The sequence below is a fragment of the Chryseobacterium sp. GTID13 genome (assembly GCF_056172655.1).
Genome location: NZ_JAOCMB010000005.1, coordinates 1,011,147 through 1,026,014, shown reverse-complemented (window position 1 = coordinate 1,026,014; position 14,868 = coordinate 1,011,147). Strand labels below are relative to the sequence as shown.

At 38.7% G+C, this 14,868-nt stretch carries 23 protein-coding genes, 1 pseudogene and 1 riboswitch; of the genes and pseudogenes, 7 read left to right on the top strand and 17 right to left on the bottom strand.

Features of this window, described 5'->3' with window-relative positions:
* Positions 1-69 precede the first annotated feature (69 nt).
* Positions 70-417, bottom strand: coding sequence for a winged helix-turn-helix transcriptional regulator (locus N4G44_RS11085; RefSeq protein WP_040994701.1), 348 nt, complete (start codon positions 415-417; stop codon positions 70-72).
* Between the two features lie 131 nt (positions 418-548).
* Between N4G44_RS11085 and N4G44_RS11080 the strand changes: the two genes are divergently transcribed.
* Positions 549-1,496, top strand: coding sequence for an NADP-dependent oxidoreductase (locus N4G44_RS11080; RefSeq protein WP_474926795.1), 948 nt, complete (start codon positions 549-551; stop codon positions 1,494-1,496).
* 132 nt (positions 1,497-1,628) lie between these two features.
* Here the strand turns inward: N4G44_RS11080 and N4G44_RS11075 are convergent, their stop codons facing one another.
* On the bottom strand, positions 1,629-2,075 hold the full coding sequence (locus N4G44_RS11075) for a KTSC domain-containing protein (RefSeq protein ID WP_474926792.1): 447 nt from the start codon (positions 2,073-2,075) through the stop codon (positions 1,629-1,631).
* A gap of 168 nt (positions 2,076-2,243) precedes the next feature.
* A pseudogene (gene metE, locus N4G44_RS11070) lies at positions 2,244-4,564 on the bottom strand (5-methyltetrahydropteroyltriglutamate--homocysteine S-methyltransferase).
* Here metE and N4G44_RS11065 point away from each other — a divergent pair.
* Entirely contained in the window at positions 4,563-4,694 is a 132-nt protein-coding gene (locus tag N4G44_RS11065) for a hypothetical protein (RefSeq protein ID WP_474926790.1), read from the top strand. The pseudogene metE and the gene N4G44_RS11065 overlap by 2 nt on opposite strands.
* 54 nt (positions 4,695-4,748) lie before the next feature.
* A riboswitch (cobalamin riboswitch) is annotated at positions 4,749-4,930 on the bottom strand.
* Between the two features lie 153 nt (positions 4,931-5,083).
* The gene (locus tag N4G44_RS11060; RefSeq protein WP_474926787.1) at positions 5,084-5,545 is read left to right on the top strand and encodes an Lrp/AsnC family transcriptional regulator; all 462 of its coding nucleotides are present in this window, start codon (positions 5,084-5,086) and stop codon (positions 5,543-5,545) included.
* Between the two features lie 62 nt (positions 5,546-5,607).
* Here the strand turns inward: N4G44_RS11060 and N4G44_RS11055 are convergent, their stop codons facing one another.
* The gene (locus N4G44_RS11055; protein ID WP_474926784.1) at positions 5,608-6,060 is read right to left on the bottom strand and encodes a carboxymuconolactone decarboxylase family protein; all 453 of its coding nucleotides are present in this window, start codon (positions 6,058-6,060) and stop codon (positions 5,608-5,610) included.
* 105 nt (positions 6,061-6,165) lie between these two features.
* Here N4G44_RS11055 and N4G44_RS11050 point away from each other — a divergent pair, with 105 nt between their 5' ends.
* Together N4G44_RS11050 and N4G44_RS11045 are read left to right on the top strand one after the other, a co-directional pair.
* Positions 6,166-6,612 carry an Lrp/AsnC family transcriptional regulator gene (locus N4G44_RS11050; protein ID WP_474926781.1) on the top strand — a complete coding sequence of 149 codons (447 nt, stop codon included), beginning with the start codon at positions 6,166-6,168 and terminating at the stop codon, positions 6,610-6,612.
* Between the two features lie 87 nt (positions 6,613-6,699).
* A complete protein-coding gene (locus N4G44_RS11045; protein ID WP_474926779.1) occupies positions 6,700-6,897 on the top strand; it encodes a hypothetical protein in 198 nt (65 codons plus the stop codon).
* Here N4G44_RS11045 and N4G44_RS11040 read toward each other — a convergent pair.
* From N4G44_RS11040 to N4G44_RS11015, 6 genes are all read right to left on the bottom strand, one after another.
* Complete coding sequence (locus tag N4G44_RS11040; protein WP_474926777.1) at positions 6,881-7,516, bottom strand: DUF2306 domain-containing protein; 636 nt, start codon at positions 7,514-7,516, stop codon at positions 6,881-6,883. The two genes, N4G44_RS11045 and N4G44_RS11040, sit on opposite strands and share 17 nt — an antisense overlap.
* A gap of 1 nt (position 7,517) precedes the next feature.
* A complete protein-coding gene (locus tag N4G44_RS11035) occupies positions 7,518-8,189 on the bottom strand; it encodes a hypothetical protein (protein ID WP_474926776.1) in 672 nt (223 codons plus the stop codon).
* Between the two features lie 6 nt (positions 8,190-8,195).
* A complete protein-coding gene (gene nudK / locus N4G44_RS11030; protein ID WP_474926775.1) occupies positions 8,196-8,777 on the bottom strand; it encodes a GDP-mannose pyrophosphatase NudK in 582 nt (193 codons plus the stop codon).
* A 134-nt stretch (positions 8,778-8,911) separates the two neighbouring features.
* Positions 8,912-9,913, bottom strand: a complete 1,002-nt coding sequence (locus N4G44_RS11025) for an ATP-binding cassette domain-containing protein (RefSeq protein WP_474926770.1) — start codon at positions 9,911-9,913, stop codon at positions 8,912-8,914.
* Complete coding sequence (locus N4G44_RS11020) at positions 9,886-10,137, bottom strand: hypothetical protein (RefSeq protein ID WP_474926767.1); 252 nt, start codon at positions 10,135-10,137, stop codon at positions 9,886-9,888. The genes N4G44_RS11025 and N4G44_RS11020 overlap by 28 nt, the downstream gene beginning before the upstream one ends.
* 68 nt (positions 10,138-10,205) lie before the next feature.
* Positions 10,206-10,766 (bottom strand): hypothetical protein, encoded by a 561-nt coding sequence (locus tag N4G44_RS11015; protein ID WP_474926765.1) that lies wholly within the window; start codon positions 10,764-10,766, stop codon positions 10,206-10,208.
* 94 nt (positions 10,767-10,860) lie between these two features.
* Here N4G44_RS11015 and N4G44_RS11010 point away from each other — a divergent pair, with 94 nt between their 5' ends.
* Together N4G44_RS11010 and N4G44_RS11005 are read left to right on the top strand one after the other, a co-directional pair.
* Positions 10,861-11,148, top strand: coding sequence for a hypothetical protein (locus N4G44_RS11010; RefSeq protein ID WP_474926763.1), 288 nt, complete (start codon positions 10,861-10,863; stop codon positions 11,146-11,148).
* A 65-nt stretch (positions 11,149-11,213) separates the two neighbouring features.
* Positions 11,214-11,636 (top strand): MarR family winged helix-turn-helix transcriptional regulator, encoded by a 423-nt coding sequence (locus tag N4G44_RS11005; RefSeq protein WP_474926760.1) that lies wholly within the window; start codon positions 11,214-11,216, stop codon positions 11,634-11,636.
* 21 nt (positions 11,637-11,657) lie between these two features.
* On the opposite strand, the gene N4G44_RS11000 is transcribed toward N4G44_RS11005, so the two are convergent.
* Genes N4G44_RS11000 through N4G44_RS10970 form a run of 7 tightly spaced genes read right to left on the bottom strand, consistent with a single transcriptional unit; the run spans position 11,658 to position 14,787 of the window.
* Positions 11,658-12,233, bottom strand: coding sequence for an epimerase (locus N4G44_RS11000; RefSeq protein WP_474928327.1), 576 nt, complete (start codon positions 12,231-12,233; stop codon positions 11,658-11,660).
* Positions 12,234-12,262: 29 nt separating this feature from the next.
* On the bottom strand, positions 12,263-12,568 hold the full coding sequence (locus tag N4G44_RS10995) for an NAD-dependent epimerase/dehydratase family protein (protein ID WP_474926757.1): 306 nt from the start codon (positions 12,566-12,568) through the stop codon (positions 12,263-12,265).
* Between the two features lie 28 nt (positions 12,569-12,596).
* The gene (locus tag N4G44_RS10990) at positions 12,597-12,941 is read right to left on the bottom strand and encodes a hypothetical protein (RefSeq protein WP_048504359.1); all 345 of its coding nucleotides are present in this window, start codon (positions 12,939-12,941) and stop codon (positions 12,597-12,599) included.
* A 5-nt stretch (positions 12,942-12,946) separates the two neighbouring features.
* The gene (locus N4G44_RS10985; protein WP_474926755.1) at positions 12,947-13,549 is read right to left on the bottom strand and encodes an HPP family protein; all 603 of its coding nucleotides are present in this window, start codon (positions 13,547-13,549) and stop codon (positions 12,947-12,949) included.
* A 16-nt stretch (positions 13,550-13,565) separates the two neighbouring features.
* Positions 13,566-13,712, bottom strand: a complete 147-nt coding sequence (locus N4G44_RS10980; protein ID WP_474926753.1) for a hypothetical protein — start codon at positions 13,710-13,712, stop codon at positions 13,566-13,568.
* Positions 13,709-13,873, bottom strand: coding sequence for a hypothetical protein (locus N4G44_RS10975; protein ID WP_474926751.1), 165 nt, complete (start codon positions 13,871-13,873; stop codon positions 13,709-13,711). Before N4G44_RS10975 ends, N4G44_RS10980 begins: the two co-directional genes overlap by 4 nt.
* 2 nt (positions 13,874-13,875) lie before the next feature.
* Positions 13,876-14,787 (bottom strand): arginase family protein, encoded by a 912-nt coding sequence (locus N4G44_RS10970; protein ID WP_474926748.1) that lies wholly within the window; start codon positions 14,785-14,787, stop codon positions 13,876-13,878.
* Between the last annotated feature and the right edge of the window lie 81 nt (positions 14,788-14,868).

Below are 14,868 nucleotides of genomic sequence, written 5' to 3'. Positions count from 1 at the left end.
ATTAACCTAAAAGCGCCTCAGATTTCTGAGGCGCTTTTTAATTTTTAGAATAATTACCTTTTAATACTTTTAAACTGTTTGTTTAGCTTTCTGTTTTTCTATTTGCTCATTACCCCATATCCGTAAATAGTCAATGAAGGGAATAAGCTGCTGGCCTACTTCTGTTAAAGAATATTCTACTTTTGGCGGAACTTCATGATACACTTTTCTGATGACAAGATTATCGTCTTCCAGTTCGCGTAAGGTCTGGGTAAGCATTTTCGGGGTAATATCGGAGAGTGTTTTCCGTAACTCACCGTAACGCATGATTGTCTTTACGTGCAGATACCATAAGATTCTTCCTTTATATTTACCTCCAATTCTCCGGAATGCATAGTCAACCGGGCAGGATGGTTCGTCAGTTAAATATTTTTTCATAATTACCTTAAAATTAATGGTTTGATAATCAGTAATAGTATACTTTTAGTCTGTAGAGTACAAAAAAGTGCATACTTGACTGTAATATACCATTAATTTTACTTTTGTTTCAACCTTAAAGTAAAAATATAATGAAAACGATTATTTTAAATGAATCCGGAGGTGTTGACAAGCTTCAGTTGACTGATACAGAAAAGCCCCAAATAAAAAGTAATGAAGTATTAGTGAAAGTAAACGCAATAGGGATCAACCCGGTTGATGTAAATGCCAGAGCGTATGACGGTGTCCTCAGTTGGATATATGGTGATGTAAGGCCTGTGATCTTAGGATGGGATATTGCAGGAGAGGTAAGTGAAACCGGAGACGGAGTAAGTGATTTTAAAACCGGGGACAGGGTTTTCGGAATGATCAACTTTTTCGGAAATGGAAAAGCCTATTCAGAATATGTGGCAGCTCCTGAAAGTCATCTGGCTCTGATTCCTGAAAATCAGACATTCCAGCAGGCTGCAGCGGCTACTCTGGCAGCGGTGACAGCGTATCAGGCCTTGGTGGATGTTGCTAAAATCAAAAAAAATGACAGGGTTCTGATTCATGCTGCGTCAGGAGGAGTTGGTCATTTTGCTGTACAAATCGCTAAATATTTCGGAGCTTATGTCATAGGGACTTCTTCTCTCACTAATAAGGATTTTGTCCTTTCAATAGGTGCGGATGAACATATTGATTATACCCAAAAAGACAGCTTGGATAACGTTAGAGACATCGATATTGTATTAGATACCATCCAGGGAGAAACATTGCTGAAATCAATTGATGCAGTGCGGCCTGGCGGAATCATTGTAACATTGCCTTCGCCTGAAATTCCTCAGGATGTACAGGATAAAGCAGCCAAACAGAATATACATCTTGAGTTCATGATGGTAGCTTCCAAAAAGGAAACGATCAGGGCAATTGCAGACTTATTGGAGAATAAATCTTTAATTCCCCATATCCATAAGGTTTTCTCGTTTGAGGAAATGGGCAAAGCTCATCTGGAAATGGAAACAAAAAGAGTAGTGGGTAAAATAGTGGTCACCTTATAAAAAAATATCTTTTCAGGTTTCGGATAAGTACGTCAGATTTCTGATGTACTTTTTAGTTTGTTTGGAGGCTTGTTTCAAATCAAAAAAGGCTTTCAGATATTCTGAAAGCCTTTACTTATTTTAATTGGAAAATTAATCTGCCATAGCTTCACCAGCCTTCCTGTAGACAAAACTTCCATAGATATGTCTTCTTGCAAAACGGCTTGGAGAATCGGAATTGACCATTTTAATATATGTATTTCTTGGAACTCCAAGGTATTCATACATGTTTCCGTTCAGATGCTGAACTTTTAAAACTGCCTTCTCAAGGTAAAAATCCTGGATGTTGGATTTTGTAATTGTTTCCGTATATTCTTCCTTATATTTTTCCTGTGTTTCAGGATTGATGCTCACCAGAAAATGATAGGCTTCAATAATAGACTTGCTTTTTTCCTCTGCATCCAGCTTTCCGGCTTCGTCATTGGCAAATTTATCAGGATGCGTATCTTTCATTGCATTCCTGTAAATGGTCTTTAATTCCTTTAAAGTAACGGTTTTATCAACTTCAAGAAGCTTTCTGTATTCGCCTAATTTTTTCATAACTGTAGAATCCTTATTTCGGGGTGCAAAATTAAGGTTTTTAATTGAGAAAATCGTAAGTTATTCAGTATTAATTTATTTAGTAATTATAACAGAGAAGATAAACCTTTGAAATTTATTATGTATTAAGTAAAGAAAAAAACAGGAGCTCTAAAGCTCCCGTAAAATTTATAATGTTTGCAAATCAAATTCTTTACTAGCCTCCCTCGAAGCCTCCACCATTGCAATCAGCGCCTTCTCCATTTCATCCCAATGCCTGGTTTTCAATCCGCAGTCAGGATTCACCCAAAGCTGCTGTGCAGGAATTACAGCTTGTGCTTTCTTCAGCAGTTCAAGCATTTCTTCTTTTGAAGGAACTCGCGGAGAGTGAATATCGTAAACTCCCGGCCCGATATCGTTCGGATATTTGAAGTCGGCAAAGGCCTGCAGCAGTTCCATCTGGCTTCTGGAGCATTCTATGGTGATGACATCGGCATCCATGTCTGCTATATTCTGGATAATATCATTGAATTCGGAATAGCACATATGCGTATGAATCTGTGTGGCATCTTCCACGCCGCTTGCCGAAATTCTGAAAGCTTCCACTGCCCATTTCAGGTATTCCTGCCATCCGGATCTTCTGAGCGGAAGTCCTTCCCTGATGGCCGGCTCATCTATCTGGATAATTCTGATTCCTGCCTTTTCCAGATCATTTACCTCATCGCGAATCGCCAGTGCAATCTGTTTACAGGTTAAAGAACGTGGCTGGTCGTCACGGACAAAAGACCATTGCAGAATGGTGACCGGTCCTGTAAGCATTCCTTTAACCCATTTTTGAGTCAGAGACTGGGCATACTGCGACCAGTAAACCGTCATTGGATGCGGACGGTGAACGTCACCATAGATTACCGGAGGTTTTACGCAGCGGCTACCGTAACTCTGGACCCATCCGTTTTGCGTGAAGGCAAAGCCTGAAAGCTGTTCTCCAAAATATTCCACCATATCGTTGCGCTCAAATTCTCCGTGAACCAGGACATCAATTCCGGTTTCTTCCTGCCAGCGGATGGTTCTTTCGGTTTCTTTTTTCAACAAGATGTCATATTGTTCTGCCGTCAGGTCTCCTTTTTTGAATTTTGATCTCCAGGTTCTTACTTCTTTGGTCTGGGGAAAAGAACCAATTGTTGTGGTGGGAAACAAGGGAAGCTGTAAAACTTTCTGCTGCTCTGCTTTTCTGACACTGAACGGGCTGTTCCTCCGTGTATCATCTTCAGTAGTAACCTCCACACGATCCTTTACTTCCTGATGATGGATCAGTGCTGAAGTTTTTCGGGTATCAACCGCTTTTTTATTTTCTGCATATTGCTGTAATGCCTGGTAATCTGCATTTCCTGATGCCAGCTTTTTTAAGGCAACAATCTCGTATACTTTCTGTTTGGCAAAAGCCAACCATTGCTTGATTCCAGGGGACAGCGTTTTTTCGTCAGTTTCAAGATCAAGATCGAAAGGAGCGTGAAGAAGAGAACATGAAGGGGCAATAAAAACCCTGTCTGAACCGATGGCACTGACAGCTGTTTGAATAAACGCCAAAGATTTTTCAAAATCATTTTTCCAGATGTTTCTTCCGTCCACAATACCTAAAGAAAGGCTCAATGTTTGAGGAATGATTTCCAATACTTCTTCCAGCTGTTCAGGGCAGCGTACCAGATCAATATGAAGGACGTCTGCAGGAAGTGACACTGCCAGCGAAAGGTTGTCTTTCAAACCTTCAAAATAAGTTGCGAGAATAAATTTAAGATCCGGAAACTGTTTTCTGATTTCAGCATAAACGGACTGGTAAATTTCTTTTGCTTTTTCAGTAAGGTCAAGGCCCAAGAAAGGTTCATCAAACTGAATCCAACTTGCTCCATGGTTTTGCAGTTCTTTTAAAATCTCAATATATACGGGAAGAAGATTTTCTATAAGGTCAAGTTTATCAAAGCCGTCTTCTTTCTCTTTTCCCAGGAGAAGATAGGTGAGAGGTCCTATGATTACGGGTTTGGCATTTATTCCGGCCTTTTTTGCATGGATGAATTCACTGATGATCTTTTTGAAAACAATCCGAACTGCTGGTTCTTTTGAAATTCAGGGACAATATAATGGTAATTGGTATCGAACCATTTCGTCATTTCCATCGCGGTAATATCCAGGCCTTCCTGCTGGTAACCTCTGGCCATTGCAAAATAAAGGTCAAGTTCAGAATTGGAGTTTCTTGTTGTGATTTCTCTGTAGCGTTCCGGAATGGCTCCAACGGTTAAGGTCATATCCAAAACCTGGTCGTAATAAGAAAAATCGTTGCAGGGAATGAGGTCAATTCCGGCTTCCTGCTGCATTTTCCAGTTCTGCCTGCAGATGGTTTTCCCGGTTTGCAGGAGTTCATTTAATGATGCTTTGCCTGACCAATATTGCTCGCAGGCTTTTTTGAGTTCTCTGTGGCGGCCAATACGCGGGCTTCCAAGAATGTGCGTTTGCATGTTCTATACTTTTAGATTAAACAATAATGATTTTAAAAGCTCTTTTAAAATGCTTCGCAATGCTGCCGGGAAAGAATTTTTCAGGGAATGGAACGGATACAAAAAGGACGTAATCTTCCTGTTAACGTGAAGAACATTCAAAAAAGTATCATCTGTATGACCTGAAGCTTCAGACCGCGAAAGCATTGTCCATTCAGAATAGGCAGGTCTCCTGGCTTGTAACGGTTTTATCATCCTTCCCGCTTTGGCAGTGGATATTTTCAGGATAAAACTTTGGGTATTACTTACAGTTGCGCGACAGCTCGTGATTCTCACACGATTCCCTATTAATCTACGTTAGGTAAAACCTATTCTGTTTGATGAAGGATGTTAAAGAACAAATCTGAGGTAAATTTAGCTATTAAAGTGAATTCATTGGCTAGATGTAAGGAATTAAGAAAATAATTCTTTCCAATATATATTATTAAGTGAATTATTCTGTATTTTTGAAAATATAATCCTAAAAAAGAATATTATCCTGTGGAAAGACTTGATGAAAAGGATCTCCAATTGCTCAGAATCCTTCAAAAAAATGCCAAATTAACGGTAAAAGAGCTTGCAAAAGAGGTCAACCTTTCGCCTTCACCTGTTTTTGAACGGATGAAAAGACTCGAGCAGGATGGATTTATCAAACATTATGCAGCAGTTCTGGAAGCCGAAAAGCTGAACCGGGGCTTTACTGTTTTTTGCCAGATCAAGCTTAAAATGCATGACCGTGCAGTAGGAAATCAGTTTGTTGAAGATATTTTACAGATTGATGAAGTAGCGGAATGCTACAATATTTCCGGGGATTTCGATTTTCTCCTTAAAGTTCAGGTAAGGGATATGAAGCACTATCAGGATTTTGTATTCAATAAGCTGGGATCATTGGATTCCATTGGAGGTGCACACAGTACCTTCGTGATGGCTGAGGTAAAGAATATTCATGGGGTGAGTATATAGAAGTAAAATAGCACCTGTTTTTTCAGATGCTGGTTCAGATTAAAAATCAGGTTTTTGAGTTTTTAAGGAAGCTGTTCCATTTTTATAACTGCATTGGGCTGATAGTCCTCCGTCAGGTTAAATATCTTTCCTAATTTCTGGGAAGCACTGATAAAGCTGACAAACGTACAGAGCTCTGAAATTTCTTTGTCAGAAAAGAATTCCCTCAGCATGCTGAAATGAGCCCTGAGTATGGAACGGTGGTCTTTACAGAAAAGCTCGGCAAAGCTCACAGCTACGGATATTTTAAGCTCTGACTGGCTGAAATCGGCTTTCCCGCCTTTTACCATACAGTATTCACAGCCGTTTCCAAAGGCGAGGATTCTTCGTACCTGTTCCAGCAGATTAGGATCTAACGTTGTATTTTTAAAGAAGACTTCTTCAAGGTTGTTCCATTTCGCCAGGATCTCAGGGTTGTGCCCGATCAGTTTTTCAAATGGGGTGTTTCCATGGTTTGAAAATTCAATTGTTGTCATATTTTTTTATGTCAAATTTCTGTTTAATTCATAATATTTTAAAATGGATTTAATGGTTAAATTTTATAATTTTGGAGAATTCCACTGATTTAATTTAAAAATGCAATGAAAATAGTTTTAGATGAATTTGATCGTAAAATATTAAGCTTACTGATCGAAAATTCCAGGTTAAGTTATGCCGAAATAGGGCGGAAAATCTCCCTGTCTCAGTCTGCCACAAAAGAAAGAGTACAGAATCTTACCGATACCGGTGTGATTAAAAGCTTTACAGCAGATGTTGATTACAGCCTTCTGGGATACAGCCTGAAAGTTATTATTCATCTGAAATTTAAAAATGATGAGTTCAGAGTATTTATCGATCATCTGAAACAGTTTCCTGAGATCATCAGCTGTAAAAGGGTCACAGGCGAATATTGCCTCATTGCTGAATGTGTGCTGAAGGACAGTGCACATCTTGAAGAAGTCATCGACAGGCTGATCAAGTTCGGAATTCCTTCTACATCCGTTCAGCTGTCTGAAATAAAAACCAATCGTTTTTTTCAAACTCAATAAGCGAAATTTTCATAGAAAGAAAAACAGTATTCCAGCGGGTATTGTTTTTTAATTTTAAAATATTAGTTTTGATGTAAATTAATTTCTATGGAATTCATGTTTATGATCTTTATTCTGGCCATATTCGGCGGTTTAGCTTACCTTATCATGCGCTTTTTTAACCGATGGACGGCTAAATCCCAATATAAAACAGTATGGAACGGGTTGATCTTCATTGCCTCTTTTGCCCTGTTACTATTTATTGCATTTTTTATTTTCATTACCAATGTCAGCTTTGAGCGCTAATCCTTTTTGATTTCCTGATGATCAGGTATGCGGCAGACAGATTGATAATGAGGGAAGCCCATACATTTAATCCGTAGAACAGTTCATAATCGTGCCGGTTTTCCTGATAGATCAGGTTCTTAATCATTCTGAAGGTAATGGCTGTAGTAGTCACTGCATAGCTTAAGGCCATGTATTTTTTATGGGTGGAAATATTCTCTTTTTTAATGAAAGAAACAGCGGCAACCGTAAAATAAGCCCAGAGAACATCCTGTAGCAGGAATCCCGTAATCCCGATTATCCCGCCGTTTGAAAATAATCCGAGTACAAAACATGCCGGAACATTAATAATTAAAATATTGTAAACATATATTTTTCCTATCATGCGGTGAAGAGCTCTGTTTTCTGCCAAAAAACGGTTTGAGAACTGGGTGAGTCCTGCTAAGAGACAAAGCGTAACTGAAAAGATATGGATATAAAAAAATGCCATCCAGTAAGGGTTGCCGACTACTTTTTGCTTAAACTGCAGGAAGCCGACGTTTTTATCAAAACCGGTATATTGGGATATGGTTTTCAGCATCAGCATGCTGAAGATTAAAATAGCTGCAACAGCCCCAATTCTGAAGATTTTAACGGCCATTCTATTGATGGAGTGTTAGGGAATGCTGATTATAGATATATTTTGCATTATTGTTTCTGATCACAATATCTTCACTTCCGGGTTTTAAGACCAATGAATCTGCATCAAAAGTAAAGGTAATCTCTTCGTTTGATTCCTTGATTCTTAAGATATCAGTTAACTTTTTTCTCTCATCATTCGGTTCAATATCTAAATTTCCAAGATATTTTATTTTCCCTTTTTCCAATAAGAAAGCCTCACCACCAAAGAAATATTCAAATGCCAGCTGACAGACGATGATAATATTGCCGTTCTGACTGTTCTTATAAAAGTGCGGTTCATAAAGATAGGTTTCCCCGGATCCTTTGGAGGTGTAAATGATTTCGTTTTTGTTATTGAGCATTAAAAGCCTGTTTCCCCAATCTTTTTCGGTATCCGGTAAAGCAGCTTTCCCATCAATAAATGGATAGCTGCCTGTTACAATCGTATTTCCTCCGACAGAAAAAGCTTTTTCAACATCAAACCCTTTAATTTTTAAGCCGGTAATGCTTTCGGGCTTAAGTTCAGAATATACGGCATCTCTTACGATCTCAGGTTTGGGAGCTTCAGCAATTTTATGACTGACAGGTGTATGCTTCTCTTCTTTACAGCTGGCCAGAGTAAGAATAACCAAAGCCGGGACTAATTTTCTCATTTTTTTCTACATCATGTTTTTAATACGTAGGTACTGCAGCAGCATAATGGTCTTGGCATCCATGATCTCTCCGCTGTCTATCATAGCAAGAGCATCTTCAAAAGGCAGCTCTAAGACTTCAATATTTTCACCTTCTTCTTCCAGTCCGCCTCCATCTGTGATCTTCATTTCATGAGAGTATTCAGCTGTGAAAAAATGCAGAATTTCCGTTACTGAGCCGGGTGACATATAGGCTTCAAACACTTTTTCCACTTTTGAGATTTTATAGCCGGTTTCTTCTTCTGTTTCTCTTTTGATACATTCTTCCGGGTTATCATTATCCAGAAGGCCTGCACAGGCTTCAATAAGCATACCGGTAGTGTTTCCGTTGATGAAGGTTGGGAGCCTGAACTGCCGGGTTAAAATGACGGTGCCGGAAATTTTATTATAAAGAAGGATAACCGCACCGTTTCCTCTGTCGTAGGCTTCCCTGCTTTGGGTTTCTTTATTTCCGTCCTTTTTTTCAATGGTGTAGGTCACTTTTTTTAAAGTATACCAGTTATCGGATAAAATTTCTGTCTTAAGAATGTTGATGGTAGGATTCTGCATTGGATATTTCTTTGTTATATAGGGTGTCTTTGATGGAAATGCTAAATTAATATTTCTTTTTCAACGGGCCTTTATAATCCTTTAAAATAAGGAGATCTTAACACCATAAACAGGCAGTTTTTAAAGAAAATAATTTATTTGCCTTTCAGGTGTTTCTTTAAATAGACGGACGTTGCAGAATCGTTAGCAGAAAGCAGTTTTTCTACGGTTCCTTCAAATATAATCTTGCCGCCAAGTTTGCCTGCTCCGGGGCCAATATCAATAATCCAATCGGCCTGGGCAATGATATCCAGGTTATGTTCAATAACAATCAGGGTATTGCCTTTATTAACCAATTCCTGGAAGAAAGAAAGAAGCTTCTCATTATCGATGGGGTGGAGCCCTGTACTGGGTTCGTCCAGGATGATAATTTTATTGGTATGATTCAATTCTCGGGTCAGTTTTAAGCGCTGTCTTTCACCACCTGAGAAGCTGTCCAGTCTTTGTCCGAGTGTCAGATAATCCAGCCCCAATTTGATCAGCAGGCTGAATTCGTGTTCAAAACCGGTTTTCGGGAAAAAGTGAAGAGCTTCCAGAACGGTCATATTCATAATATCAGCAATGTTTTTTTCCTGATATTCATATTTTAGAACCTGCGGCTTGAATCCTGATCCATTGCATACTTCGCAAGGCTGTTCAATATCATCCATAAACGCAAGATCTATCTTTTCAATGCCTAATCCTTTGCAATTGGGGCACGCACCTTGTCCGTTTCTGCTAAAAAGTTTTTCAGAGACATTATTGGTCGTAGAAAAAAGCTTTCTAACCGTGTTTGACAGGTTAAGGTAAGTTAATAAATTTGAACGGCTGCTCGCTGTGAAAACGGACTGATCCACTACGGTGACCTGAGGGTAAAATACAGGTAAAACTTTATTGATCAGCGTGCTTTTTCCAGAGCCGGCTACACCGGTTACCACAGTCATGATTCCTGTGGGTATTCTGACATTGACGTTCTTTAAATTGTGAAGATTAGCGTTTGTTATTTCAAGAAAGCCTTTGGCAGGTCTCGGATTTGCATTATAACTTCTTTCTTTTTTGAAGTAGGTGCCTGTTTTGCTTTTAGCATCTTTTAAATTCTTAAAGCTTCCCTGATACATGATTTCGCCTCCGTTTTTCCCGAACCCGGGCCCATATCGATGATGAGGTCTGCTATTTTGATCAGGTCCGGATCATGTTCCACAATCAGAACTGTATTTCCTTTATCTCTTATTTTTCTGATGATGTCCACGATATGGTCAATATCCTTAGGATGGAGGCCGATACTAGGCTCGTCAAAGATATACAACAGGTCTACAAGGCTGTTCCCTAACTGCTTTACCATTTTTATCCTTTGGGATTCCCCTCCTGAAAGCGTGTCTGTTTGTCTGTCCAGGCTCAGATACTGTAAGCCTACATCAAGAAGGTTCTGAAGTTTTTTTCAAGTTCCAGTATAACGGAAGCATAGGTTTCAGAGGGTATTTCCCGGATGAAATTTAACAGGTCATCGATGGATAAAGCGGTGCAGTCTGCAATGTTTTTGCCGTTTATTTTACACGACAGTACTTTTGAATTGAGACGCTGCCCTTTGCAGACAGGGCATTCTTTGGTAATAATGACTTTCTTTAAAGTATCTTTTCTGGTTATATTCTCTTTCGAATCTTTTTTCAGAAATGAGTTTTCAATTCTTGGGATAACGCCTTTATATTTTACTGTTTTCCCCCATTGTTTATCGGGATTTTTCGGAGTATGTTCTTCTGCATGCAGTAATAGTTCCCATTCTTGCTGAGTAAAATCTTTAAGCTTTTTGTCATTATCGAAATAACCCGAATGAATGTACCGGGTGAGCCGCCAGCCGCCGGGCTGAAATGTCGGGAACTGTATAGCGCCTTCATTCAGCGATTTATTTTTATCAAAAAGAGTTTCTATGTTTACGGTTTGCACGTAGCCAAGCCCTTCACATTCACGACACATGCCCTGTGGATTGTTAAATGAAAATACATTGGAGTAACCGACAAACGGTTTTCCAATCCTTGAAAAGAGCAATCGGAGGGAAGCATAAATGTCTGTGGCTGTTCCTACTGTGGAGCGCGCATTTCCTCCTAATCTTTTCTGGTTGATGATGAAAGGGACGTTCAGATTCTCTATTTTATCAACATTGGGAACTCCGAAGTGCTGCAGGCGGTTTCTTATAAAACTATTCTGGGTCTCGTTGATCTGTCGCTGGGCTTCGGCTCCAATGGTTTCAAAGACCAGAGATGATTTTCCGGATCCGGAAACTCCTGTGAATACCGTTACTTTATTCTTTGGAATGCGTAATGAAATATTTTTAAATTATTCTGCCGGGCGTGGGTGATGATAATCTCTTTCATAATAATTTTCATTAACTTTGTTAATAGTTAACTAAGTTAAGTATTTTTCATGAAACAACAGAATGATGATTTTTTTAATGTCTTTACAGATTTGCAGTGTTTTATACTGGCCCATATGAATAAAGGCAATATCAGCGGGGTTACTGCGACCCATTACAATATCATAGAATATATATACAGGAAAGAGGAAGTTACCGGAAAGCAGATTTCCAGGGCATTTAATGTCAGTCAGGCAGCGGTGTCGAGGCAGATTAGTTTTTTAATTAAGAATGATCTTATAGTGCAGAAGCAAAGTACTTCCGACAGGAGAATTTTTAATCTTTCTGCCACAGAAAAAGGACAGTTTTTGATTAACAACTCAGAGAACTTCCGGAAAACGGTTGCAGATCAGGTTTCAGAAACTTTAGATCCTGCTGAATTACAAACGCTCACATTTCTCCTTAATAAAGCTTTGGAAAGCATCAAAATATAAACTGAAAGGAATTTCCCGGTATTAATTCTTTTCTTTCAAGAGATCTTCCAAAGCTGTTTTCAAATCCGGAAACTTAAACTGAAACCCTGTTTCCTGAATTTTTTGTGAAGATGCCCTTGAACCTTCCAGTAATGCATCTGCCAGCTCACCGAATATCAGCTTCAGAACAAAAGCGGGAACATGAGGCATGAAAAGAGGTTTATGAAGAACTTCAGCGATCTTTTTGGTTAAATTTTCATTTGTTGTATGCTGAGGAGAAACGGCATTATAAGCTCCGTCAATTGCAGTGTTTTTCAAAGAAGCTTCATAAATTGAACAAATATCTTCAATATGGATCCACGGCATATATTGTTTTCCGCTTCCCAAAGCAGATCCTATACCGTATTGTATGGTAAGAACCATCTTTTTTAATGCACCGTCTTCCCTGGAAAGAACAACGGCGGTCCGTACTTTAACCACCCTTTCAGCTAGGTTCTGTTCCTTGAAATCATCTGCTGCTCTTTCCCATAAAACTACCACTTCGCTCAGGAAATCATTGCCTGGAGGATCATTTTCAGAATAAATTTTTTCTGTAGTTACCGTTCCGTAATAATTGATTCCTGAAGCGGAAATAAAAGATTTAAGCTTTATTTTTTCTTTTTTACAGTTTTTAAAAGAAGTCCTGCAGAGTCTACACGGCTGGATATCAGTTCCTGCTTTCTTTCTTTAGTCCAGCGTTTTTCCGAAATATTGGCTCCTGCAAGGTGTATGATGTGGGAAACATTGTCCAGGGCAGATTCATCCATTGTTCCGTTTTTAATATCCCATTCAAAATCCCTGTCATTCTTTTTCTGACGGGTCAGAAATCTTAGGGTGTAATCTTTCTCCAGCTTTTTCGAGAGTTTCTTTGCGATCATTCCGCCGGCACCGGTGATAAGGACAATTTCTTTCATAATGCAATATTTGGGAGTTGTGTATAGATTATGTCTGGTTCTTTACAATCAGTACAAAATCATCTTCTAAAAATTTATAACCATAGTCATAAATAAAACGGTATTCAGAGCCATTTTTATAAACTTTCAGATTGGTAAAATAATCGAAATCAAAACCTAAGCCATCCATCCTTGATTTGGGAATTTTTGCTTTACCATCCGTATTAAGTTCTAAAAGGATACGGTAATTTTTACGGAGTTTATTGTTGACATTCCGCATTAAATTGGTAGAATCCTTATTCTGCTTATTATTATATGCATTCCGGCAGGCATCATTGCAGAATTTTTTGTCTGCCCTCCCGATAATTTTTTCGCCGCATTCAAGACAGTTCATATTTTTTATTTTTTCAGTTTGTGTAGGTGCTGATGTTTTTTCTTCAATAATCTTTTAAACCTTGTGTGGGAAGGATAGCTTCTGTTCGGGGTGATATTGTTGAATAAAAGAGCAGCCAGTAAAAGAATAATACATCCGGACAAAACGGGAGAGAGAACATACCAGTATCCCAATTCCGGAATTTTTCCCGTTGAACTCACGGCAATCAATGCTGTTGCACCGCCGGGAGGGTGAAGGGTCTTGGTATACTGCATCAGCACAATGGAAAAAGCCACGGCCAACGGTGCAGAAAGCCAAATGATATCAGGAACAATCTTATAAACAGTAACGCCAACCAATGCTGAGAGAACATGACCACCTATCAGGTTTCTGGGCTGGGCGAGGGGACTTTGAATGGCGCCGTAAATCAGAACACTTGAGGCTCCAAAAGAACCGATCAGGAATATATTTTCAGTGGCAGCTAAAGTATGGGACTGAATGAATGCAATGATCCCGATTCCGACAAATGCTCCCAGAAAAGACCAGAAATGTTCTTTATAATCCACCAGGGTTTCTCTGTAAATTACATATTTCGAAACTCTAAGTGTTCTTTTAATTGTTTTCTTCAAAATTTATTTTATTTAATCAATATTCAAAAGTTTCATAATGGCTGACATTTTCCTCAAATTCCAGTAAAAAGTTTTTGTCTTCAGGATAATATTTTGCCTTTTCGTAATCATCTCCTGCAAATTTCTTAATACTTTCATAGGAGTCCCACTCGGTAACAGTCAAGAAATGACAGATTTCCTTATCTTTTTTCTCAGTATTTTTGTCGAAAGATTTCCCGGGATATTTTTATATTGTAAGATACCTGTTTCTTCAACATATCTGAGATATTCATCGGCTTTTTCAGCAGGGACAATCCCGTGCCATATTCTGGTAATTTTTTTCATATTTAGATTTTTTTGGTTGGTTGATTTATAATCTGAATTAAATTTTCAATGAAAGGTCGGGTATAAAGTCCTTCTGTATCATAATCAGGATCAAGGATAGTGATTTCTAATCCGAAGCATCTTTTATCTGCTATCAATGGTTTCAGGATCTCTTTTAAATTTTCATAATCTATTCCGTCTTCCATTCTGCTGTCTACGGCGGGCATAATTTCATCTTTCAGCACATCTACATCAAAATGGACGAAAAATCCGTCAAGATTCTTTTCATCAACCATTCTTAGAAAATCTTCTGCAGTTTTTCTGAAGCCATTCTTCCTTAGATTCTCCAGGTCAAAATAATGAATTTTGGAATTTAGGATTTCTCCTACATATTCATCATCATCCGTTTCCGCATTTCCCACACAGAAAATATGTTCTTCCCGGAAATAGGGTTTGAGATCATCAATATTAGTCAGCTTTTGATGGCCCAATCCTGAAACAATTGCCAAATCCATTCCTGCAGCTGCAGCGGTGGAAGAAAGATTGGCGGGAATAAAATCAGTATGACCATCCAGATAAAAAAGGCCGAAATTTCCAAGCTTCTTTAAGGCCAGGGCAGTTCCGATCAGAATACTGCAATCACCTCCAAGCATGATGTTGAAGCTATTTTCGTGATAATTCCTCAGGATAAAATCAGCTTGTTTCCGAGCATAATCAATAATTGCTTCTGCATTTAAAACACCTGATTCCTGATCTGGTTTCATGGAATATTCGGGAGCTTCAAGTCTGAAAATATTTTTGGGATCTGTTTCTTTATGAAAACCAAATTTTCTGAACCAATCCGGGAGTTTCCTGACACCAGGTTCGGCTTCATGATCTTTTTTCTTCAATCCCAGATTGAGAGGAAACTCGAAAATGCTGATATCCTTTTTCATAGGTTGATTTTATCAAAGATAAGGAAATATTCGTTTGCAAACGACTACAAACGAATTTAAATAGTTTATAACCGACTAAGG